The 19,385-nt window shown below is 65.0% G+C and carries 22 protein-coding genes; 11 read left to right on the top strand and 11 right to left on the bottom strand.

All coding sequences use genetic code 11. The features are described from left to right. The 10 genes from QCE69_RS25980 to flhD form a co-directional block, all read right to left on the bottom strand. Window positions 1–909, bottom strand: coding sequence for a vWA domain-containing protein (locus QCE69_RS25980; RefSeq protein ID WP_309924425.1), 909 nt, complete (start codon window positions 907–909; stop codon window positions 1–3). Further along, window positions 906–1,454 carry an MxaL protein gene (locus QCE69_RS25975; RefSeq protein ID WP_309933754.1) on the bottom strand — a complete coding sequence of 183 codons (549 nt, stop codon included), beginning with the start codon at window positions 1,452–1,454 and terminating at the stop codon, window positions 906–908. The genes QCE69_RS25980 and QCE69_RS25975 overlap by 4 nt, the downstream gene beginning before the upstream one ends. Then, the gene (locus QCE69_RS25970; protein ID WP_309933753.1) at window positions 1,451–2,431 is read right to left on the bottom strand and encodes a vWA domain-containing protein; all 981 of its coding nucleotides are present in this window, start codon (window positions 2,429–2,431) and stop codon (window positions 1,451–1,453) included. Before QCE69_RS25970 ends, QCE69_RS25975 begins: the two co-directional genes overlap by 4 nt. Window positions 2,432–2,435: 4 nt before the next feature. Continuing rightward, on the bottom strand, window positions 2,436–3,296 hold the full coding sequence (locus tag QCE69_RS25965; protein ID WP_309933751.1) for a hypothetical protein: 861 nt from the start codon (window positions 3,294–3,296) through the stop codon (window positions 2,436–2,438). After that, entirely contained in the window at window positions 3,293–4,156 is an 864-nt protein-coding gene (locus tag QCE69_RS25960) for a VWA domain-containing protein (RefSeq protein WP_309924419.1), read from the bottom strand. Before QCE69_RS25960 ends, QCE69_RS25965 begins: the two co-directional genes overlap by 4 nt. Before the next feature lie 15 nt (window positions 4,157–4,171). Further along, window positions 4,172–5,191, bottom strand: coding sequence for a MoxR family ATPase (locus QCE69_RS25955; RefSeq protein WP_309934195.1), 1,020 nt, complete (start codon window positions 5,189–5,191; stop codon window positions 4,172–4,174). A 155-nt stretch (window positions 5,192–5,346) separates the two neighbouring features. Next, the gene (locus tag QCE69_RS25950) at window positions 5,347–6,261 is read right to left on the bottom strand and encodes a LysR substrate-binding domain-containing protein (protein ID WP_309934193.1); all 915 of its coding nucleotides are present in this window, start codon (window positions 6,259–6,261) and stop codon (window positions 5,347–5,349) included. A gap of 75 nt (window positions 6,262–6,336) precedes the next feature. After that, entirely contained in the window at window positions 6,337–7,083 is a 747-nt protein-coding gene (locus QCE69_RS25945) for an SDR family oxidoreductase (protein WP_309933750.1), read from the bottom strand. A gap of 156 nt (window positions 7,084–7,239) precedes the next feature. Continuing rightward, window positions 7,240–7,854 (bottom strand): flagellar transcriptional regulator FlhC, encoded by a 615-nt coding sequence (flhC, locus tag QCE69_RS25940; RefSeq protein WP_309933749.1) that lies wholly within the window; start codon window positions 7,852–7,854, stop codon window positions 7,240–7,242. Window positions 7,855–7,866: 12 nt separating this feature from the next. Further along, window positions 7,867–8,184 (bottom strand): flagellar transcriptional regulator FlhD, encoded by a 318-nt coding sequence (flhD, locus tag QCE69_RS25935; protein WP_309924409.1) that lies wholly within the window; start codon window positions 8,182–8,184, stop codon window positions 7,867–7,869. 471 nt (window positions 8,185–8,655) lie between these two features. On the opposite strand from flhD, the gene QCE69_RS25930 reads away from it, so the two are divergent. The 4 genes from QCE69_RS25930 to QCE69_RS25915 are packed head-to-tail and all read left to right on the top strand — an operon-like array spanning window position 8,656 to window position 11,493. Next, window positions 8,656–9,771 carry a SpoIIE family protein phosphatase gene (locus QCE69_RS25930; RefSeq protein WP_309934192.1) on the top strand — a complete coding sequence of 372 codons (1,116 nt, stop codon included), beginning with the start codon at window positions 8,656–8,658 and terminating at the stop codon, window positions 9,769–9,771. A gap of 12 nt (window positions 9,772–9,783) precedes the next feature. Continuing rightward, complete coding sequence (locus QCE69_RS25925; protein WP_309924407.1) at window positions 9,784–10,347, top strand: SiaB family protein kinase; 564 nt, start codon at window positions 9,784–9,786, stop codon at window positions 10,345–10,347. Between the two features lie 19 nt (window positions 10,348–10,366). Beyond that, on the top strand, window positions 10,367–10,762 hold the full coding sequence (locus tag QCE69_RS25920) for a DUF1987 domain-containing protein (RefSeq protein ID WP_309924405.1): 396 nt from the start codon (window positions 10,367–10,369) through the stop codon (window positions 10,760–10,762). Window positions 10,763–10,764: 2 nt separating this feature from the next. Further along, complete coding sequence (locus QCE69_RS25915) at window positions 10,765–11,493, top strand: GGDEF domain-containing protein (RefSeq protein ID WP_309924403.1); 729 nt, start codon at window positions 10,765–10,767, stop codon at window positions 11,491–11,493. Window positions 11,494–11,497: 4 nt separating this feature from the next. On the opposite strand, the gene QCE69_RS25910 is transcribed toward QCE69_RS25915, so the two are convergent. Beyond that, window positions 11,498–12,265, bottom strand: coding sequence for a DeoR/GlpR family DNA-binding transcription regulator (locus QCE69_RS25910; RefSeq protein ID WP_309817190.1), 768 nt, complete (start codon window positions 12,263–12,265; stop codon window positions 11,498–11,500). A gap of 179 nt (window positions 12,266–12,444) precedes the next feature. On the opposite strand from QCE69_RS25910, the gene QCE69_RS25905 reads away from it, so the two are divergent. From QCE69_RS25905 to QCE69_RS25875, 7 genes are read left to right on the top strand one after another with little or no spacing between them, the layout of a single operon-like run. Continuing rightward, window positions 12,445–13,296: a transketolase gene (locus tag QCE69_RS25905; RefSeq protein ID WP_309924399.1), complete on the top strand. Its 852-nt coding sequence runs from the start codon at window positions 12,445–12,447 to the stop codon at window positions 13,294–13,296. After that, entirely contained in the window at window positions 13,289–14,233 is a 945-nt protein-coding gene (locus tag QCE69_RS25900; protein WP_309924397.1) for a transketolase C-terminal domain-containing protein, read from the top strand. The genes QCE69_RS25905 and QCE69_RS25900 overlap by 8 nt, the downstream gene beginning before the upstream one ends. A gap of 18 nt (window positions 14,234–14,251) precedes the next feature. After that, a complete protein-coding gene (locus QCE69_RS25895; protein WP_309933746.1) occupies window positions 14,252–15,049 on the top strand; it encodes a GolD/DthD family dehydrogenase in 798 nt (265 codons plus the stop codon). A 60-nt stretch (window positions 15,050–15,109) separates the two neighbouring features. Next, on the top strand, window positions 15,110–16,054 hold the full coding sequence (locus tag QCE69_RS25890; protein ID WP_309817177.1) for a D-ribose ABC transporter substrate-binding protein: 945 nt from the start codon (window positions 15,110–15,112) through the stop codon (window positions 16,052–16,054). Between the two features lie 57 nt (window positions 16,055–16,111). Then, window positions 16,112–16,747, top strand: a complete 636-nt coding sequence (locus QCE69_RS25885; RefSeq protein ID WP_309817174.1) for a DUF2291 family protein — start codon at window positions 16,112–16,114, stop codon at window positions 16,745–16,747. Continuing rightward, complete coding sequence (locus QCE69_RS25880; protein ID WP_309817171.1) at window positions 16,744–18,279, top strand: sugar ABC transporter ATP-binding protein; 1,536 nt, start codon at window positions 16,744–16,746, stop codon at window positions 18,277–18,279. Before QCE69_RS25885 ends, QCE69_RS25880 begins: the two co-directional genes overlap by 4 nt. A 19-nt stretch (window positions 18,280–18,298) precedes the next feature. Further along, complete coding sequence (locus QCE69_RS25875) at window positions 18,299–19,381, top strand: ABC transporter permease (protein ID WP_309817168.1); 1,083 nt, start codon at window positions 18,299–18,301, stop codon at window positions 19,379–19,381. Window positions 19,382–19,385 lie beyond the last annotated feature (4 nt).

The following is a 19,385-nucleotide window of genomic DNA, read 5'->3' as shown; positions in this document are numbered from 1 at the left end:
TCATGCATTGCGTTGCGGCAGGAAGCGCCAGGTCAGCAACATCAATGCGAGCGCGGCGGGAAGCCAGTTGATGTCGGTCGGCACGCTGTCGCGATGGGTGTAGCGACGGTCGGTCATGGCCGCGAACAGATCCTGCGGCGTGCGCAGGCGCCGGTAATCGAAGCCGATCTGTTGCGCCACCGACGCCAGATACTCCCCGCGCAAGGCCGAAAGCTCCTCGTGACTCTGCGCGCTGACGCCCGGGTTCGAATGAGCGGGCACCTGGATCACCTGATCCGCCTGCCAGTAGCCGACGCGCCGGCCATCGGCGTTCGTGCGCGGAATGGGCGCGGGCTGATCCCCGCCGACGCCGATCAGCCAGCCCTTCACCTGCCCGCGCGGCACGTCGCGGACGGGTTCGTCGGCGAGGACCGGCGGCGCTTCCTGACCGTCGGTGATGAGCAGCACGCCCGTCTCGTGCCCGATGGTCTTCGCCGTGCGCACGGCGGCGAACACGCCGCCTTCCGCGATGCGGCTCCAGTTGGTCCAGCGCATGTCGCCGCCGATGCCGTCGAGCGAAGCCTGCAAGGCGTCGAAGTTGCCGCACACCTCGACGGGCGGCATGAGCAGCAGCGTGCCTTGTCCGGTGAAGATGCTCCAGCCGATGCGCGAGCCGCACGGCAGGCGTTCCAGCGTATCGCGCATGGCCGCGCGCGCGAACTCGAGCCGGCTCACGGGCGCATTGCCGATGCCGACATCCTCCACGTCCATGCTCTGCGTGATGTCGAAGGTGACGATAGTGCTGACGACATTCCTCGGCAGCATCAGTGGCGGCATCCAGACCGCGGCGGCGAGCAGCAGCGCGGCGGCGGCGAGCGCCCAGTTGCGTCGTCCGCCCGGCGCTCGGGTCAGGGCAAGGGCGGCGCTCATGGCAGATCCTCGCTTTGAGCGCCGCGCAGCCTTACGGTGGATTGATGCTTGATGTCGAGTTCATCCTGATCGCCGGGTATCTCGGGTGCGAGCCACAGCGCGCGTTCGAGGTTGTAGCGCGCGTCCCAGTCGCCGGGCGTGATGCGCAGCGCCGTGCGGTAGCGGTCCTTGGCCTGTTCCAGCAGCGGCAGCGAGCGGATCGGCCCGGTGGCCTCGCTGCCCGCCGCTTCGCGCAGATACAGGTTGCCGAGATTGAAAAGGGCGGCCGTCTGCAGCGTGCGATCGGCGGATTGTGCCGCGAGCGGGTCGAGCAGGTGCTGGGCGTCATCGACGCGTCCGGCTTTCGCAAGCGCCGCCGCACGCGCCAGCCGCACTTCGCCCGCTGCCTCCGGCGTGTCTTGCGTGTCTGACTTGTTGATCGTCATGTCATGCACTTCGCGCGTCACGGTCTGCGCGTGCCGGAACACGCTCCAGTCGTACAAGGCCAGCGCCGCGAAGACGATGGCGACCGTCCCAAAGGCGAGATGGATCGCGCCGCGCCTCATGTCCAGCTCCGCACCTGAACCCCGCGCAGAGCCAGCAGCAGCGCGCTCGCCAGCAACGCGGCGGCGAAGCAGAACGCGCTGTCGTCCTGCCGTGGCAGCCGTTCGGAGAACGACAGCGGCGTGCTGTGCTGCTTGTCGATCTCGGCCATCGCGGCGGCCATGGCGGCGGCGTCCTCGGCCTGATAGAGCCGGTAGGGCATCGCGAGCCCCTGAAAAAAACGATGCAGCTCCGCTTCCTCGGAGTGATCGTCGGCGGATGCGGGCTTGGTCAGATCGGGGCTGTACACGCCGCTGCGCAAGTACACGAAGTACAGCGCGATACGGTTGCGCGCCAACCCGCTGCGGATCGCCTCGCGCGCGGCGGCGTCGAGATTCGCGCCGCCGTCGGAGACCAGCACGATGGCGCGGCGGGCCGCGTACGCGCGTCCGTCGAACTGCCGGATCGCCGCGATCAGGCCGCGATCCAGCCGCGTATCCGGCATGCCGCGCCCGATGCCGGTGCCGTCGAGCGCCGCGTCGATGATGCGGTGATCGGCGGTGAACGGCACGGCGAGAATCGGACTGATGCCGAACATCATGAAGGCGAGGCGGTCGTCGGGCCGCACGGCGACGAAGTGTTCGAGCGCATGGCGCGCGACCGCATTCTTCGACTGCCCGCTCGGCTCGCTCACCGGCGTCTTCGACATGACCGCGTCCATGCTCGCGCTCCGGTCCATCAGGATGAGGATTTCGGCGGCGCTGCTGGTGCGCATCGCCTGCACGTGCGAGCGCCCCGGACCCGCCAGCCCGATGACGATGCCCGCCATCGCCAGCAGCGCGCAGAGGCGCCGGGCGTGATCGATGGCCGAGCCGAGCGGATCGCGCGGCAGCCAGTCGACGAACGAATAGGCGAACGAATCGGCGGGTTTCGGCAGCAACGGCAGCAGCGCGAGCGGCAGCAGAAGGAGCAGCCAGGGCCGGAGGAAATCGACGGGCATCGCGTCAGCGCCTCTGTTCCGCACGCTGCAGCGCCCGGGCGAGGTCGCGCAGGTCTTCGGGCGGCGCGGCGTCGGGCGTGAAGAAGCGCCGCTGCGAGTGCGCGTAGAAAAGCTCGATGCGCGGTCGAAGCGCTTCGAGATAGGGCGCGCGCGCGAACAGCGCGGGCAGCGACGCGGTATGGACGACCTGTGCGGCGGCGGCATCGAAGGCGCGGTGAAGGTGGACCCAGGGGGCGTCGCCGTCGTTTTCGATGCGGCGTATCGCCCGCCACGCACGCGCGAACGGCAGCGTCCTCACGTCCTTGCGCGTCCGCCATGTCCACCAAGCCGCCCACGCCAGCACGGTCAGCGCCAACAGCGTGAGCATCGCGATCATGCGGCGTCGCGCGACCGGTCCATCCGTCGGCGTGATGATGCGGTCGGGTTGCAGCGCTTCGAGCGCGCCGCTGCGGAACGCATTGCGCGGCGTCAAGGGCCCGACGCTGATCGGCCATGCAGCCACATTCAACGACGCGCCCTCGGCGGGCTTCAGTTCGAGCGCCGGCAGACCGGTTTGCGTGAGCGTCTGCGCGGCGTTGATGACCTGATACTCGATCACCATCCACGGCTGCCCCTGCGCGTCTTCCTCGATGTGCGCCGGACGCCGTTCGAGCCACACGCCCACGCGGCCCGCCGAAGGCAGCGGCACACCGTGGAGCGCGTGTCCGTCGGAGGACAGCAGCACGCGCTGCGTCAGCACGTCGCCGAGCGCATAGCCGAACGCGCGCGGCTGCGCGACGGCGGCGGTCACGGCCGGTTCGGCGCGGGCGAGCATCGCGCACAGCAGCAACGCGGCCGCGCCGATCGAGCCTGTGCCGCGGCTCATGCCGTCGTTTCCAGGAAGTAACGCGAGAGCGCTTCGGCATCGAATGCACCCTCGATGAAGAACGGCGTCGCGCCGCGCTTGCGCAACACGCCGCTCAACTCGGCGCGGCGCTTCGCAACGTTGTCGCGCCACTGCTGCGCCATCGAACGCCGCAGCCACAGCGCACGGCGTCTGCCGTCTTCGATGTCACGCACCTGGAGGAACCGGCCGCTGGCCGGCGGCTCGGTTTCGGCCTTGTCCCAGATGACCATCGGCACGAGCCGGGCATGGACCAGCCGATCGAGCGCGGCGTCGAGCGCCGTCAGCGGCCAGTGGAAGTCGGACACCAGGAACACGAGACCGCGCCGTCCCGCCAGACGTTCGAGCGCGCGCACCAGTCCCGCCGCCGGCTTCGCGGAGATCGCGGATACGGAACACGTGCGCAGCCGCTGCGCCATTTCATCGCCGACGCCCCGGCCATGGCGCGCCGGCATGAACAGGTCTTCGCGCACGTTCTCGTCGAAGCCGAGCAGGCCGACCTGATCGCCGGCCCGGAACGCGCTGTAGCACAGCGCCTCGACGAACTCGGCGGCGAGATCGAGCTTCGGCCGCCGCGCGCCGAAGCGCATCGACGCGGAGACATCGACCAGCACCTGCACCGGCACCGCGACGCGCTGCAAATGCAGGCGCACCAGCCATTGCTGCGGCACGGCACGCTGGCTGGCGCGCAGGTCGAGCCGGCGTGGATCGGGGTGATCGAACAGCCGCGCGTGCATCGCGAACTCCTGTCCCGCGCCAAAGCTCGTGCCCGGATGCGAGCCGGGCCGGAAGCCGCGCGCCCGCCCGGGCAGCCGGTAGTGGAATTCGACGGGATCCTTCATGACCAGGCGTGCAGATCAGGGAACCGCGATCGTGCGGACGATCATCGCGGTCAGCGCATCGGCGAGTTCCTGCCGGCGCATTTCATAGACGGGCGTGAAGAAGACCCGGTGACCGAGCGCGGGCAGCAGCACTGCGTGAACGTCCTCGGGCAGCACATGCAGCCGTCCTTCGAGCCACGCACGCACGCGCACCGCGCGCACCAGCGCGCTCATGCCGCGCGGACTGGCGCCCGCGAGAATCAGGCGGTCCATGTCGACGTCCGGCAACCCGATGCCGAAGCGCTGCGGCGTTTCGGTCGCCTGCCAGATGTCGAGCACATAGCGTTCGATGCGCGGGCTCAGCGTGACGCTGCGCTGGATCGCCGCGCCGATGGCGTTGAGCCGCGTGGCGTCGATCACCGCGCGCGGCACGCTTTCCATGAGGGCATCGACGTCATGGAACTTCGGCTCGAAGACCAGCGCGCGGCGCACGTCGTCGTCCTGCGGCGTCGGCATGTTGAGCTCGAAGAGAAAGCGGTCCCGCGCCGCCGACGCCAGCTCGAAGGTCTCGTCCTTCTCCACCTTGTTGCGATCCGCGAACACTGTCAGGTGCGGAAAGCGGTAGTCACGGCCGAATGCGGACACCGTGCGCTCGGCCATCGCGCGCAGCAGCAGTGACTGCACTTGCGGACGCGAGCGGTTGATCTCGTTGAAGAAGAAGGTGCTGAGTCCTTCTCCATGACGCAGCAGGGGACCGGGTTCGATGCGCGGCTTGCCGTCGGCATCGACGAAGGTGTGATAGATGAGATCGCCCGGCATCAGGTCGATGGTGCCTTCCACGCGCTCGAAGTCGCCTCCGGTGGCGCGGGCGAAGGCGCGCAGCAGCGTGGTCTTGCCGACGCCCACGCCGCCTTCCAGCAGCACGTGGCCCCGCGCATACAGCGCGATGTTGATCAGATGCGAGATCGCTTCCTGCCCGACGACGGCGTTCGCGACCGCTGCCTCCATGTTGCGGGCTTCGCCGCGCCAGTCTTCGAGTTCGGTTTCGGATGCCATGAAGTCGCGCCGCGCCTTGCTTCGAATGAAGGGTGTCTTGATCGAGCCGGCGTCAGGGGATGCATAAGACATGCCCACAGTGCAAAGCCGCTCGGGCGCGGCACGAGGGAGCACAGTGTCCTTGCGCGATGACAGTGTGTCGCGGACAAAGCGGATCAGCGCAAGCCGGCCTCTTCGAGCAGCCAGGCCTTGAACGCGAGCACTGGCGCCTGTTCGCCGCCGCCCTTGCGATGCACCAGGAAGTAAGCCAGCTCGCAGCTCTGCACCGTATCGAAGGGCTTGACGAGGCGGCCCTCGGCGAGATCGCGCTCGACCAGCGTGGTCCTGCCGAGCGCGACGCCATTGCCGGACATCGCCGTTTGAAGCGCCATCGCGGAGTCGTTGAGTTGCAAGCCGCGCCGCGTGTCCACGCCGTCGCGGCAACCCGCATGCAGCAGCCACGAACGCCAGGTCGGGAAGACGCCGAAGCCGCTCATCGACGTATCGTGTATCAGCGCGTGATGTTGCAGATCGAGCGGAGACTTGAGCGCGTGGGGGCCGTGCAGCAGGGCCGGACTGCACACCGGGAAGAACTCGTCGCGCAGCAGGAAAGTGGCATCGAGACCGGGCCACACGCCCGCGCCGTAGCGGATGCCGGCATCGATACGTTCGGCGGTGAAGTCCGTCAGACGTCCGCTCGTGTCGATGCGCAGATCGTAATAAGGATGCCGGCGCTGAAAGCGTTCGACCCGCCACAACAGCCACTTGTCCGCGAAGGCGGGTGGCACGGTCACCGTGAAGACGATGCGCGACTTGCTGGCCTTGAGCGCCTCCATCGCGTTGGAAAGCAGATCGAAGCCGCCTTGCAGGTCGGGCAGGGCGGCACGGGCGGCGTCGGTCAGCGTGAGCCGCGACGCACCCGATGTCGAGCGATGAAACAGTTCGACATCGAGAGTGCCCTCAAGCCCGCGAATCAGCTGACCGACCGCCGCGGGCGTCACGTTGAGTTCATTGGCTGCGGCGGTGTAGCTCAGATGCCGTGCGACCGCTTCGAAGGCTCGCAGCGCGTTCAGGTTGCCGGGCGCGCGCATCATGACTCCTGCGTTGGGGAAGTGCGCTCAATCTACCGAAATGCGCTGCGCCCGGCCAGAGCGCGACGCGCGCCGTCAGAACTGCGTCAGGCCGCCGTCAACCACCATCTCCGTGCCGGTGATGAAGGCGGCGTCGTCGCTGGCGAGGAACAGCGCGGTTTGCGCCACTTCCCGCGCTTCGCCGAAACGCTTCAGCGGCACGGCGGCCTGAATGCCTTCGCCGGCGGCGGCCAGTTCCTTGTCCGACAGACCGAGCTTGCCGTGAAAGGGCGTGGCGATCGGTCCGGGGCTCACGGCATTGACGCGAATGCCGCGCGGTGCGAGTTCGGCGCCGGCCGAGCGGACCAGCGAGCGCAAGGCCGCTTTCGTCGCCGCGAGCACTGACAGACCCGGCGTGCCGGTTTCATTCAGGAACGACGTGGTGACGATGATCGCACCGCTCTTCGGCATATGCGGCACGGCTTTTTGAATGGTGAAGAACGCGCCGTTGAAGTTCAGGGCGAACTGCTCGCTGATCTGCTCGGGCGTCACGGCTTCGAGCGGCGCGGCGGTGGCGGCGCCCGCGTTGGCGTACACGACGTCGATGCGTCCATGCGTTTCCACGATCTCGACGATCGCCCGGTCGAGCTGAGCCGGGTCGCGCAGATCGACGTTGAGTGTCATCGCGGAGTCGCCGAGAAGCCGCGCGGCTTCTTCGAGACGGCCCGGATGCGTGCCCGTCACGATGACCTTCGCGCCTTCCTGTTGAAACAGCTTGGCGGCTTCCAGACCGATGCCCGAGGTTCCGCCCGTGATCAGTGCAACCTTGTCGTTGAGCTTCATGACCGACTCCTTCGATAGTGGGTGAAGTGAAGGGCTTCGCTGTGTTGCGTTGCCCGTGACTTCACTATCGACGAACGGTCCGTCCCCGACAAACGAGATGATCTGTGCGAGCGGAGAAGAAAATCTACGCCGCCCCGTGAAAGGCGCCGGAAAGCCTCACGCGGCCTGCGGCGGAATGAAATCCGGCGATGCCGCAAGCTCGTCTTCGGCCACCGCGGCGAAGGTCTGCTCCGCGGCGCGCGCCGCTGCCTTGCGCGTCTTGCCCGCCCGTGACGGCGGCTGGCATGCGCCGCATACGACGCCATGCTGCAAGTCGTGCTTGTGCGCGATGTACTTTCCCGTGCAGCGGCAGCAGGGCGTCAGCTGCAGCAATTCGGCTTCGAAGAAGCGCACCAGGGTCCACGCGCGCGTGAGATCGAGCACGGGTTCGGTGCCGGTGCGCGCGCAATGTTCGAGATACAGCCGATACCCCTTGGTGAGCGCATCGAGGTGCGAGCATTTCGCATCGTTCTTGAGGAACTGGTAGGTATTGAAGAACAGCGACGCGTGAATATTGGGCAGCCAGGGCATATACCAGTCCGCCGAGAAAGGCAGCATGCCCTTGGGCGGCGATGCGCCCCGCACTTCGCGATACAGCCGGACCAGGCGATCGCGCGACAGCTTGAGTTCGCTTTCGAGCACCTGCATGCGCGCGCCCAGTTGAATCAGCGCGATGGCGCGAAACACTTCCTGGGCGTCCTCGGTGACGGTCTTCTTGGCTGGCGTATTCATGCAGTCCCCGCGTCAGGCGAACTGGCGGGCGGATTGCCCGGCCATGAGAATGGCGGCATGCGTGGAGGCGACATCGGCATGGCGTGGCGCCTGCGTGAGCGCCGAGAGCAGCATGCGGTCGTTGAAGCGGAATGCGCACAGCAACTGGTCCGCTGATGCGAGCTTCACGACCTGCGGCAGCGAGAGGCCGCTCAGCAGATCCGCGACGTCTCCGGACAGGCCGAGCCGAAACATGCCGATGGCCCGGTCTTCGCGCAACAGCCTCTGCGCAAGAATGAGATAGGAAAGATTGATTTCGCGAATGATTTCCTGTGTGTCCTGATTGTCCATGGTATTCAGCCTTTGAGATTTATAAGAGGGCTGTTGCCAGTCGATTCATTCACGCTTCTCCGTGAAGAATCATTAATTTCAGTTTAGACACTCGCTGAAACCGTTTCAATACTCAGACGAATAGTATTAATCAATAGAATCCGCTCGATGCAAAGAAGCGCATCGGGATTTATTTCTGCCTGTTGAAGAAATTGGCGGCAAATTTCGCGGGCTGCGGAAAGAAGCAAGGCGCAGACAAAGGGACGTATCCTGCAAACGTTTGCACGGTGTGGTGAAAGCATCACCTGTGTTCTTGTCACCGAAAGTTCACACAGAAGCCTTAGCGTGCTCTGTTTTCTCTACCTTCGACGTCCGATGCACCCTGCGTTTTCAAGGTTTCACCGCTTCTCCGGCCAGCGCAATTTACGCGTCGCGGGAGATTTATCCCAGGAAGTTCCATTCGTGGACGCCGAGGATTCGAATTCCCTCGTGATGGAAATCTTCTCGGCGCGCCGCGATATGGGAAGTCTGGCCGTGATTGAAAATCTGCGCCCGATCGGACTGATCAACCGCGATATTTTCATGTCGCAGATGAGCAAGCCTTTTCATCGCGAGCTTTACGACAAGAAAAGCTGCATCGCTTTCATGGACAAGGAGCCGTTGATCGTCGATGCGGATGAAAGCATCGAAACGCTTGCGTTCAGGACGGTCGAAGCCGGCGAGAAAGCCTTGGTGGACGGGTTCATCGTGACGCGCGGCGGGCGCTTTGCGGGCGTGGGCAGCGGTCTGGAACTGGTCAGCGCCGTGGCGGAAATGCAGGCGGAGAAAAACCGCCAGATCATGCAGAGCATCGAGTACGCCAGCGTGATCCAGCGCGCGATGCTGCGCGCCTCCGACGAAGCGCTGGCCATGCATTTGCCGGGCGCCGCGCTGCAGTGGGAGCCGCGCGATGTCGTCGGCGGCGACTTCTACCACTTCGCCGCGTTTCCGCATGGCTGGTTCGGCGCCATCGCCGATTGCACCGGCCACGGCGTGCCCGGCGCATTCATGACGCTGCTGGCTTCGGCTTCGCTGTCGCAGGCGCTCGAACAGATGGGTCCGCGCGATTCCGCCGCGTTGCTCTCGGCGGTGAACCGCAACGTCAAGGGTTTGCTCGGTCAGGTGAACAGCGCGCCCGGCGAAGCCCGTTCGAACGACGGCCTCGATACCGCGTTCCTCTGGTTCGACACGCGCGAGAACGTGCTGCATTTCGCGGGCGCGCGGATCGCACTGCATATCCTGCGGCCGGACGCGGCCGAATTCGAGACGCTCGCCGCCGACCGCATGGGCGTCGGCTACGTGGACAGCCACGCGGACTATGCGTGGAACCTGCACTCGGTGGCGGTGCCGCCCGGCAGCCTGCTGTTCATCTGCACGGACGGGCTGACCGACCAGATCGGCGGACCGCGCAGCATTTCCTTCGGCCGGCGCCGCGCGCTCGATGTGATTCGCGAACATCGGGCCGAACCGGCGGCGGCCCTCTGCGAACGGCTGCGTCTGACGCTCGCGGACTGGCAGAGCGTGCAGCCCCGGCGCGACGACGTAACGTTCTTTTGTGTGCGACTCTAGCTCTTCCCAGGCATGTCCCAACTACTCGATCAAGACAGCGCCTTTTTCGACCTGGCGCAGCGACGCAACGTGCTCTTCTATCACAAGGGCTACTTCTCGCATAACATCGTCGCGGCGATGGGCGAGGTCGTCAAACTGCAGCTGGAAGTGGCCGGCGTAAACGGCCCGACGCGGCGCAAGCTGTTCTCTTCGTTCGTCGAGCTGTCGCAGAACATCGTGCATTACTCGTCGAATGCGCTGGCGCGCGACGGCGAGAAAGACGGCTCCATTCGCGAGGGCGCGGTCTGCATCTCGCGCGACGGCGATCGTCACGTCATGCTGTGCGTCAACCCGATATCGAGCGCCGAAGTGGAAAGCCTGCGCAACAGGCTCGAGCCCTTGCGTCACATGTCGCTCGAGCAGATCAAGCAAGCCTACAAGGAATCGCTGCGCGCCGAGACGCCGGAGGACAGCAAGGGCGCCGGCATGGGCTTCCTCACGATGGCGCGCGATGCCAGCGCGCCGCTCGAATTCGCTTTTCATCCGCGTGCCGACGAACCCGGAACCACGCTGTTTTGCCTCATGGCCATCATCTGAGCACAAGGCGCAAGAAATCATGGATAACTTCTTTATTGCCGCCACGACCACGTCGCCCGAGGTCGATTTTCGTTTCGATCAGCATGCGTTGCTGCTGAAGGGTGAGTCGTATCCGGAGAACGCGGCGGCCTTCTATGCGCCCGTCATCGAGCGGATGCGCAAGTATCTCGCGGTGAATACGGACGCGGCCGTCACCATCGACGTCGCGCTCACGTACTTCAACAGTTCGAGCACCAAGATGCTGTTCAGCATGTTCGATGCGCTGAACGAGGCCGCGCAGTCGGGCTGCCGCGTGCTGATGAACTGGTATCACGACGAAGAAGACGAGACGATCGCCGAGTTCGGCGAGGAACTGAAGGCGGATTTCGACGCCATCGAGTTCACCGATCGTCCGGTGGCTTACCCGGGACGCTGAGGATGACTTCGAACTCCTCCGGCGACACGACGCCCGCCCACGCCCCCGACCTGTTCGAGAACGAGACCGCCGCGCTGGAGAAAGCGCGCGGCGTGCATGCAGCGGACGGTGCCGATGCCGAAGCCTTGCATCAGTCGCTGGGCGCGCTGATCGATCACTTCGAGCGCCTGATGCGTGAAACGCGCCGCCTGATCGGCCGCAGCGACCGCGCCGAACGCGAGATGCAGGTGCTGGCCCAGCAACTCGCGCACCGCGCTTCGCACGATGCGCTGACCGGCGTGCTCAATCGCAGCGCCGTGATCGAGCAGGCCACGCGCACGCTGAAGGAGCGCAGCGCGACGATGATCGTGCTCGACATCGACGAGTTCAAGCGCGTCAACGACGACTTCGGTCATCCGACCGGCGATGCCGTGATTCTGGGTGTCGTCGATTGCCTGCGCCGGATCGTGGGCGAGCGCGGTTTCATCGGCCGCGTGGGCGGGGAGGAGTTCACCGTGCTGGTGCCCGGCGACGATCACGCCGCCGCTGCCTCGCTCGCGGAACGCATGCGGGCGGCAATCAGCGAGGCGCGCGTGGTGCCGTCACTGGACCGGCGCATCACGGTCAGCTTCGGCGTCAGTCATAACCGCGCCGGAACCGGCTTCGATACCGCCTATGGTCTTGCCGACGAGGCGCTGTATCGCGCCAAACGCGGGGGACGCAATCGCGTGGAATTCGCTGCGCAATCGTGACCGCTCACGCGTAGAGAATGCGCGTGCCGCTGCTGTTCAGCCAGGTGACGAACTCGTCGCCGAGGCCTTCGTCCGTCACCAGGCAATCGATGCTCTCCATCGCGCCGAACGCGGCGAACTCCCGCTTGCCGAACTTCTTCGAATCCGCGAGCAGATAGACGGTCTTCGCGGCGTCGATCATCGCGCGCTTCACATGCAGGTCGATGAAGTCCGGATACGAGATGCCCGACTCCATCGACACGCCGCCCGCCGCGAGAAAGAGCTTGTCGACGAACATGCCTTCGAAGAACGCCGACGCTTTCTCGCCCGACACCGCCACCGTTTCCGCCTTGAAGATGCCGCCGGTGAGCATCACGCGATTGGTCGGCTCCGCGCCGAGCAGGATGGCGATGTTCAGCGCATTCGTCACGATCCGCAGGTTCTTCCGGTCGAGCAGGTTCTTCGCGAGTTCGGTGGTGGTGGCGCCGCAGTCGAGAATCAGCGAGTCGCCGTTCGAGATCAGGCTCGCCGCCTTCCTGCCGATCAACGCCTTTTCCGGGCTGGTGGGCAGCACGGGCGCGTGGTCGGCGCGATGCGCGGGTTCGGGTTGCGTCGACGTCAGCCGCACGCTGCCATGCACGCGTTCCACGCGGCCGAGTCGCTGCAACTCGTCGATGTCCTTTCGGATCGTCGGCATGGACACGCCGAATTCGCTGGAAAGCTCCGACAGCTTCACCAGTTTCGCGGCCTGCACGCGTTCGAAGATTTTTTCTGTTCGGGTCCGTTGATCCATTTTTGTATTCCCGCCGACACGTCGCCCAGCACGCGCGTCTACAGGCGCTATTCTGCCTCATCAAGCCCGCCGACGCGCCCCGCTTAGGTGTTTTCCCTTCTTTGCTTTGCTTCCCTTTGACTTTCGAAAGAAAGTAAAAGAAACTTGCTTTCAGGCAAACGGGAAGTCTGGGAGCAGGAATGGAAAACCCTTTCAAGCAGTCCGGCGGCGCGCTACACCGCCGGGCACAGGACATCCGCAAGAAGATCTGCGTGATGAACGCCACCGCGAAGAGCGGTCACACGGGCGGCGACATGTCGGAGGCGGACATCCTGGCGGCGCTGTATTTTCATGTGCTGCGCTATGAGGTCGAGGCAGGACAGCGCGTGCGCTGGCATGACGAGTTCATTCTCAGCAAGGGGCACGGCGTGGGCGGCCTGTATGCGTGTTTCGCGGAACTGGGCTGGCTGCCGGAGCGCGAGTTGCTGACCTATCTGAAGGACGATGGCCGCCTGCCGGGCCATCCGGTGCGGCAGAAGCTGCCTTCGTGGGTCACGGTGAATACCGGCGGCCTCGGCCATGGCTTCCCGATCGCCGCCGGCCTGGCGATGGCGAAGCAGCGCCACGCCGCGCGCAGCGGCGGCACGGGACGGGTGTTCGTGCTGACCGGCGACGGCGAACTCGAGGAAGGCTCCAACTGGGAAGCCGCGATGGCGGCGGCGCATTTCGAGCTCTCGAACCTGGTGGTGATCGTGGACCGCAACCGCCTGCAACTGGCGGACTTCACCCACAACATCATGGATCTCGATCCGCTCGACGAGAAATTCCGCGCGTTCGGCTTCGAGGTTCACGACGTCAATGGAAACCAGGTGGACTCCATTTGGAAACTATTGGAAAGTCTCGACTACGACAATCGCAAGCCGAAGGTGGTGATTGCGCACACCATCAAGGGACGCGGCGTCTCCTTCATGGAGAACGTGCCGGCGTGGCATCACAAGTTCCCCACTGAAGATCAACTCAAGCAGGCGTTGCAGGAGCTCGACCATGCGTGACTACGCGGACTTGCGTGACGGCGCGGTGAGCGCAATCGACCGGCTGACTTCGGCGGGACGCGACATCATCGTCGTGGTGGCGGATTCCACTTCGACCTCGAAGATCGGTCCTTATCTCGAACGCTTTCCGGAGCGCGTGATCAACGTGGGCATCGCGGAGCAGAACATGGTCGGCATGGCCGCGGGCCTCGCGCTCGGCGGGCACATCGTGTTCACGGCAAACGCCGCGCCATTTCTCGTCGGCCGGGCCAACGAGCAGGTCAAGAACGACGTCTGCTACAGCGCGACCAACGTCAAGATGCTCGGACTCAACGCGGGCGTCGCCTACGGTCCACTGGCCTCGACCCATCACGCGATCGACGATATCTCCATCATGAGCGGCTTTGGCACCGTGCAGATCTTCGCGCCGTGCGACGAGATGGAAACGGCGCAGGTGATCGATCATGCGGTGTCGGTGGACGGGCCGGTCTATATCCGCCTCGACAACGCAAAATTCCCCGTGGTGCACGACGCGTCGTACCGCTTCGAGCCGGGCCGTCCCGATGTGCTGATCGAGGGTTCGAAGGTCGCGGTCATTGCGCTCGGCTCGGTGGTCGGAGAAGCGCTCGATGCGTGCGAGGCGTTGCGCCGCGACGGCGTGCTCGATCCGACGCTCGTCAACCTGTCCTCGCTGCGGCCGCTCGATCAGGACGCGCTCGCGGCGATCGTTGAGCGTCACGAAGCCATCGTCACGGTGGAAGAGCATTCGCTGCACGGCGGCATTGGCGCCACCGTGGCGATGCTGATGGCGCGCCGTCGCCTCAACCGCCCGCTGACCACGCTCGGCATCACCGAAGGCGAGTTCGCGCAGTACGGCACGCGGCAAGGCATTCGCAAGCACTATGGCATCGACGCGGCGGGCATCGCCGACGCCGTGCGCGCGTTGTGCGCGCAATAAGAACAGGGGGACACGTACATGAGCATTCAATACGACATGTCGCTGCGCCACGGCGTCGATTTCGACTTTCGCCTCGACGGCAAGGTGGCCGTGGTCACGGGCGGCCTGGGCGGCATCGCAATGGCGACCAACGCCGCGCTGATCGCCAAGGGCGCGCGCGTGGCGATTCTTTATCCGAGCTTCGAGGAACCGCGCGTGCAGGCCGCGCTGGCGGAACTGGGCGCTGAGAACGCATGCGCCTTTGCCTGCGATGTCGCCAACGAAGCCGAAGTCGAGCAGGCGATGGCCGCCGCGCGCGACCATTTCGGCGACCTGCATCTGCTGGTGAACGCCGCTGGCTGCATCACGCTGACGCGCGCCGAAGACATCACCTTCGACGAATGGCAGCGGCAGATCGGCGTGAATCTCACCGGGCCGTTCCTGTGTTCGAAACACTTCGCGCGCATCGTGCTCGCGAGCGGACATGGCGGCAAGATCGTCAACATCGCGTCGCAGGCGGCGACGGTCGCCATCGACCAGCATTGCGCCTATACCTCGGCGAAAGCCGGACTGATCGGCATGACGAAGGTGCTGGCGAAGGAATGGGCGCCGCGCGGCATCACGGTGAACACGGTATCGCCCACGGTCGTGCTGACGCCGATGGGCGCCGCTGCCTGGGAAGGCGAGAAGGGCGAGAACATGAAGAAGCTGATTCCGGTCGGACGCTTCGCGTACACCGACGAAATCGCGGCCGCGATTCTCTTCCTGCTGTCCAACGGCGCGGACATGATCACGGGCGCCGACATCATGATCGACGGAGGCTACACGATCGCCTGAGTCGTTACCCGAGCAAGACCACGCTGTTCCAGAAAGACAAACCAAACCGGAGACAACAACATGTGGAAGAAGCTTGCAGTCGCAGCCGCGGTGGCCGTATCGTGCGCCGCCGTGATGCCCGGCAGTGCGTATGCAGCGGGCAAGGGCACCATCGCGATTCTCGTCAACGCGCTCGACAACCCCTACTACGCCGCCGAAGCCAAGGGCGCGGAGGCCGAGGCAAAGAAGCTCGGCTATGACACCATCGTGCTCTCGCACGGCGAGGACGTGAACAAGCAGAACGAACTCGTGAACCTGGTGATCGGCAAGGGCGTGAAGGGCATTGTGCTCGACAACGCGGATTCGAATGCAAGCGTCGCCACGGTGCGCGCGGCGGCGGACAAGAAAGTGCCGGTCGTGCTGATCAATCGCGAGATTCCGAAGGACGGCATCGCCATCGCGCAGCTCAGTCACAATAACCTGCAGGCGGGTACCGAAGTGGCGCAGCGCTTCGTCGAGGCAATCGGCGAGAAGGGCGAGTATGTCGAGCTGACCTGCAATCTCGCCGACAAGAACTGCGTCACGCGTTCGCAAGCCTTCCATCAGGTGCTGGATCAATATCCCGATCTCAAGATGGTCGCGCGCCAGGACGCCAAGGGCGCGCTGCTGCCCGGCAAGCAGGCGATGGATTCGATCCTGCAGGAGCATCCGAACATCAAGGGCGTGATCTGCGGCAACGGGCCGGTGGCGCTGGGCGCCATTGCGTCGCTGGAATCGGCGGGGCACAAGGATGTCGTCGTGATGGGTATCGACGGCAGCAATGACGAGCGCGATTCGGTCCTCGCCGGCAAGCTGAAGGCCACGGTGATGCTGCAGGCGCAGGGCATCGCGATCCATGGCGTGGACCTGCTCGACAAGTACATCACCACCGGCAAGACCGGCGAGCCGGAGCGCCAGCTGACGCGCGGCATCCTGATCACGAAAGACAACGCATCGAAGGTCAAGGACTTCTACTACACGAAGTAAGGTGCGTGAACGGCAGCGGGCGCGGCCCGCTGCCAGGGTTTGTCAAGTGAGGTCGTCATGGTTCATCCCGTTTCCACCGGCTGGCGCGCGCTGCTGACGCTGTGCGTGCTGAGCCTCGCCGCGTGTCACGTCGTGACCGATACCGAGCTGGCGCAAATCCGCAGCCAGGGCCAGCACAAGGGCCCGGACGCCGCGAAGATGCTGAGCGACCAGCTCATTCCCTACGCCGACAAGAACGCGAAGCCGGCGGCGCAGGTGATCGGCGCGCTGAACCAGAATTTCGACGATGCCTGCAAGCAGTTCGGCTTCCGTCAGAGCAATGCGTTTCCGTGCAATTTCTGGCTGCGCGTGCAGGGCAAGGTGACGCGCATCGATTCGACTTCGCGGGTCGGCAAGGCCTATGTCGAAGTGGCGCCGGCGGGCGGCGGCGAGCCGGTGAACGTGGTGCTGGAGATGGGACCGGTGGTGGTCGGCACCGGCGTGCGCGACGGCTTTCCCGGCGTCAAGTACAGCGACTTCGACGACCAGACCCGCTTCGCCGCGTTTGGCCAGGAGCTGAACAAGCTGGTCGTGGCGCGCGTGCAGCAGTCGTTGAAGCTCAAGGCCGGCGACAGCGTGGACGCCGCCGCCGTCTACAGCAGCTGGAGCGAGCCTGCGGGCGAGATCCGCGCGATTCCGGTGGTCTGGAAATGAGCGAACCCCGAACCCTGAACCCGGTGAACGTGATCGAGACGCGCGGTCTCTCGAAGCAGTATCCCGGCACGGCCGCGCTGATCGACGTCGATTACAAGGTGCGGCGCGGCAAGGTCAACGTGCTGATCGGCGAGAACGGCGCGGGCAAGTCCACGCTGATGAAGCTGCTGGCCGGCGCGGAGACGCCCACTTCGGGCGAGATCTGGATCGACGAACAGCTCGCGCAGATCAGCGACGTGCGCAGCGCCGAGAAGCACGGCATCGGCATCATTTTCCAGGAGCTGAATCTCTTTCCCGACATGACGGTGGCCGAGAACGTCTTCGCGGGTAACGAGATCACGAGCTCGGGCGTGATCGTGTCGAAGCGGGAGAATCATCAGGCGAAGGTGCTGCTCGACCGCCTGCATATCGCCATCGATCCGCGCACGCGGCTGGGCGATCTCTACGTGGGCCAGCAACAGCTGATCGAGATCGCCAAGGCGCTGTCCAAGCACATCAAGGTGCTCATCATGGACGAGCCGACTTCCGCGCTGTCGAAGACGGAAGTGGAGATTCTCTTCAAGATCATCGGTCAGCTGAAGGAAGAAGGCGTCACGGTCATCTACATCTCGCACCGGCTGGAAGAGATCATGGCCATCGGCGACTGCATCACGGTGCTGCGCAACGGCCGGCTCGTGGCCGAGGACGAGATCGCCAACATCGACATTCCGTGGATCATCGAAGCGATGGTCGGCTCCTCGAAGAAGCGCTTCGCCTTCGAGCAGCACAGCATCGGTGCGGAAGTGCTCAAGGTGAAGGACCTCGCGCTCAAGCGTTCGAACGGCATCTACGCGGTGGATCACGTGTCGTTCTCGGTGAAGGCGGGCGAGGTGGTCGGCATTTATGGATTGATGGGCGCGGGCCGCACCGAACTGCTGGAGTCGCTGCTGGGCGCCAATCCGCTCGCGCTCGGCGAGATCGAACTGGCGGGCAAGGCCATCGAGGACATGCCGATTCCGAAGCGCATTGAAGCGGGCATCGCGCTGGTGCCGGAAGACCGGCAGAAGCAAGGCATGGTGCAGCTGATGACGATCCTCGAAAACATGACGCTGTCGAGCCTCGGCAAGTTCACGCGGCGCTTCGTCGGTGCGCTGACGCGCGACCGGCAAGTGGAGGCGGCGGGCGACATCGTGAAGAAGCTCGCCATCAAGGCCGCTTCCGTCGATGCGCCGATCACGTCGCTCTCGGGCGGCAACATGCAGAAGGTCGTGATCGGCAAGGCGCTGCTGACGAAGCCGAAGGTGCTGCTGATGGACGAACCGACGCGCGGCATCGACGTGGGCGCGAAGGAAGACGTCTACAAGACCATCAGTCTGCTCGCGCAATCCGGCATTGCCGTGATCTATGCGACCTCCGAGCTGGACGAGGCCATGGCGGTGTCGAACCGCGTGTTCGTCATGGCGAGCGGCCGGCTGACCGCCGTGCTGGAGCGCGGGCAGTTCGACAGCGAGCGCATCGTGCGCGCCTCGACGCCCGCGACCGCCGTAGTGTGAAAGGAACGAGATCCGAACCATGAATACACCCAACAGCAGCAATCCACCGGTGACGCCGGTCCACGCGAAGCACAATCGCCAGGGCGCCTACGCCGCGGCGCGCATCGCGGTCAACCTGCTCAAGCTGCGCATCTTCATCGCGCTGTTCGCGATCATCATCGTGTTCTCGCTGGCCACGGAAAGCTTTCTCTCCACCGGCAACCTGCTCATCATGGCGAAGCACGTCACCGTGGTCGCGATTCTTTCCATCGGCATGACGCTCGTGATCCTCACCGGCGGGATCGATCTGTCGGTCGGGTCGATCGTCGGCATCAGCGGCATGGCGGCGGGCTATCTGCTGCTCGAAGGCGTGAAGATCGGGCATCACGTGGTCTTCTTCAATCCGTGGGGCGTCGCGCTCATCGCCTGTCTGCTTGGCGCGCTGATCGGCGCCGTGAACGGCTATCTCATCACCATGCTCAACGTCGCGCCTTTCATCGCGACGCTCGGCATGCTCTACGTGGTGCGCGGCGCGGCGCTGCTGGTCAACAACGGCAGCACCTTCGCCGACCTCGAAGGCAATCCGGCGCTCGGCAACACGGGTTTCGAGTTCATCGGCAACGGCACGATCCTCGGCCTCTCGATGCCCGTCTGGATCATGATCGTGCTCGCCGCCATCACCATCTTCATCGCCCGCAAGACGCCGCTCGGACGGCGCATCTACGCGATCGGCGGCAATGAGCAGGCCGCGCGCTTCTCGGGCATCCGCACGAATCGCGTGAAGCTGTTCGTGTACATGTTCTCGGGCTTTTGCGCGGCGATTGTCGGGCTGGTCATCACGGCGCAATTGCAGACCGCGCATCCGCTGACCGGCCAGACCTATGAACTGAACGCCATCGCGGCAGTGGTGCTGGGCGGCACCGCGCTGATGGGCGGGCGCGGCACGGTGTTCGGCTCGGTGGTGGGCGCGTGCGTGATCAGCATTCTCGGCGACGGCATGGTGATGTGCGGCATCAGCGATTTCTGGCAGATGGTCATCAAGGGCCTCGTCATCATCTTCGCGGTGGTCGTCGACCAGTTGCAGCAGCGTCTCCAGTCGCGCATGGTGTCGCTCACCGCATGAGGCC

It is taken from the genome of Caballeronia sp. LZ032, from assembly GCF_031451315.1.
Taxonomy (GTDB): Bacteria; Pseudomonadota; Gammaproteobacteria; order Burkholderiales; family Burkholderiaceae; genus Caballeronia.
Note: the sequence above shows the minus strand (reverse complement) of the source record. Positions and strands in the feature narration are given on the sequence as shown.

Excerpts from the sequence above, each read along its gene's own strand:
- QCE69_RS25980 (WP_309924425.1), bottom strand. The coding sequence starts at position 909 with ATGAGCGCCGCCCTTGCCCTGACCCGAGCGCCGGGCGGACGACGCAAC.
- QCE69_RS25975 (WP_309933754.1), bottom strand. The coding sequence starts at position 1,454 with ATGAGGCGCGGCGCGATCCATCTCGCCTTTGGGACGGTCGCCATCGTC.
- QCE69_RS25970 (WP_309933753.1), bottom strand. The coding sequence starts at position 2,431 with ATGCCCGTCGATTTCCTCCGGCCCTGGCTGCTCCTTCTGCTGCCGCTC.
- QCE69_RS25965 (WP_309933751.1), bottom strand. The coding sequence starts at position 3,296 with ATGAGCCGCGGCACAGGCTCGATCGGCGCGGCCGCGTTGCTGCTGTGC.
- QCE69_RS25960 (WP_309924419.1), bottom strand. The coding sequence starts at position 4,156 with ATGAAGGATCCCGTCGAATTCCACTACCGGCTGCCCGGGCGGGCGCGC.
- QCE69_RS25955 (WP_309934195.1), bottom strand. The coding sequence starts at position 5,191 with ATGGCATCCGAAACCGAACTCGAAGACTGGCGCGGCGAAGCCCGCAAC.
- QCE69_RS25950 (WP_309934193.1), bottom strand. The coding sequence starts at position 6,261 with ATGCGCGCGCCCGGCAACCTGAACGCGCTGCGAGCCTTCGAAGCGGTC.
- QCE69_RS25945 (WP_309933750.1), bottom strand. The coding sequence starts at position 7,083 with ATGAAGCTCAACGACAAGGTTGCACTGATCACGGGCGGAACCTCGGGC.
- flhC (WP_309933749.1), bottom strand. The coding sequence starts at position 7,854 with ATGAATACGCCAGCCAAGAAGACCGTCACCGAGGACGCCCAGGAAGTG.
- flhD (WP_309924409.1), bottom strand. The coding sequence starts at position 8,184 with ATGGACAATCAGGACACACAGGAAATCATTCGCGAAATCAATCTTTCC.
- QCE69_RS25930 (WP_309934192.1), top strand. The coding sequence starts at position 8,656 with ATGGAAATCTTCTCGGCGCGCCGCGATATGGGAAGTCTGGCCGTGATT.
- QCE69_RS25925 (WP_309924407.1), top strand. The coding sequence starts at position 9,784 with ATGTCCCAACTACTCGATCAAGACAGCGCCTTTTTCGACCTGGCGCAG.
- QCE69_RS25920 (WP_309924405.1), top strand. The coding sequence starts at position 10,367 with ATGGATAACTTCTTTATTGCCGCCACGACCACGTCGCCCGAGGTCGAT.
- QCE69_RS25915 (WP_309924403.1), top strand. The coding sequence starts at position 10,765 with ATGACTTCGAACTCCTCCGGCGACACGACGCCCGCCCACGCCCCCGAC.
- QCE69_RS25910 (WP_309817190.1), bottom strand. The coding sequence starts at position 12,265 with ATGGATCAACGGACCCGAACAGAAAAAATCTTCGAACGCGTGCAGGCC.
- QCE69_RS25905 (WP_309924399.1), top strand. The coding sequence starts at position 12,445 with ATGGAAAACCCTTTCAAGCAGTCCGGCGGCGCGCTACACCGCCGGGCA.
- QCE69_RS25900 (WP_309924397.1), top strand. The coding sequence starts at position 13,289 with ATGCGTGACTACGCGGACTTGCGTGACGGCGCGGTGAGCGCAATCGAC.
- QCE69_RS25895 (WP_309933746.1), top strand. The coding sequence starts at position 14,252 with ATGAGCATTCAATACGACATGTCGCTGCGCCACGGCGTCGATTTCGAC.
- QCE69_RS25890 (WP_309817177.1), top strand. The coding sequence starts at position 15,110 with ATGTGGAAGAAGCTTGCAGTCGCAGCCGCGGTGGCCGTATCGTGCGCC.
- QCE69_RS25885 (WP_309817174.1), top strand. The coding sequence starts at position 16,112 with ATGGTTCATCCCGTTTCCACCGGCTGGCGCGCGCTGCTGACGCTGTGC.
- QCE69_RS25880 (WP_309817171.1), top strand. The coding sequence starts at position 16,744 with ATGAGCGAACCCCGAACCCTGAACCCGGTGAACGTGATCGAGACGCGC.
- QCE69_RS25875 (WP_309817168.1), top strand. The coding sequence starts at position 18,299 with ATGAATACACCCAACAGCAGCAATCCACCGGTGACGCCGGTCCACGCG.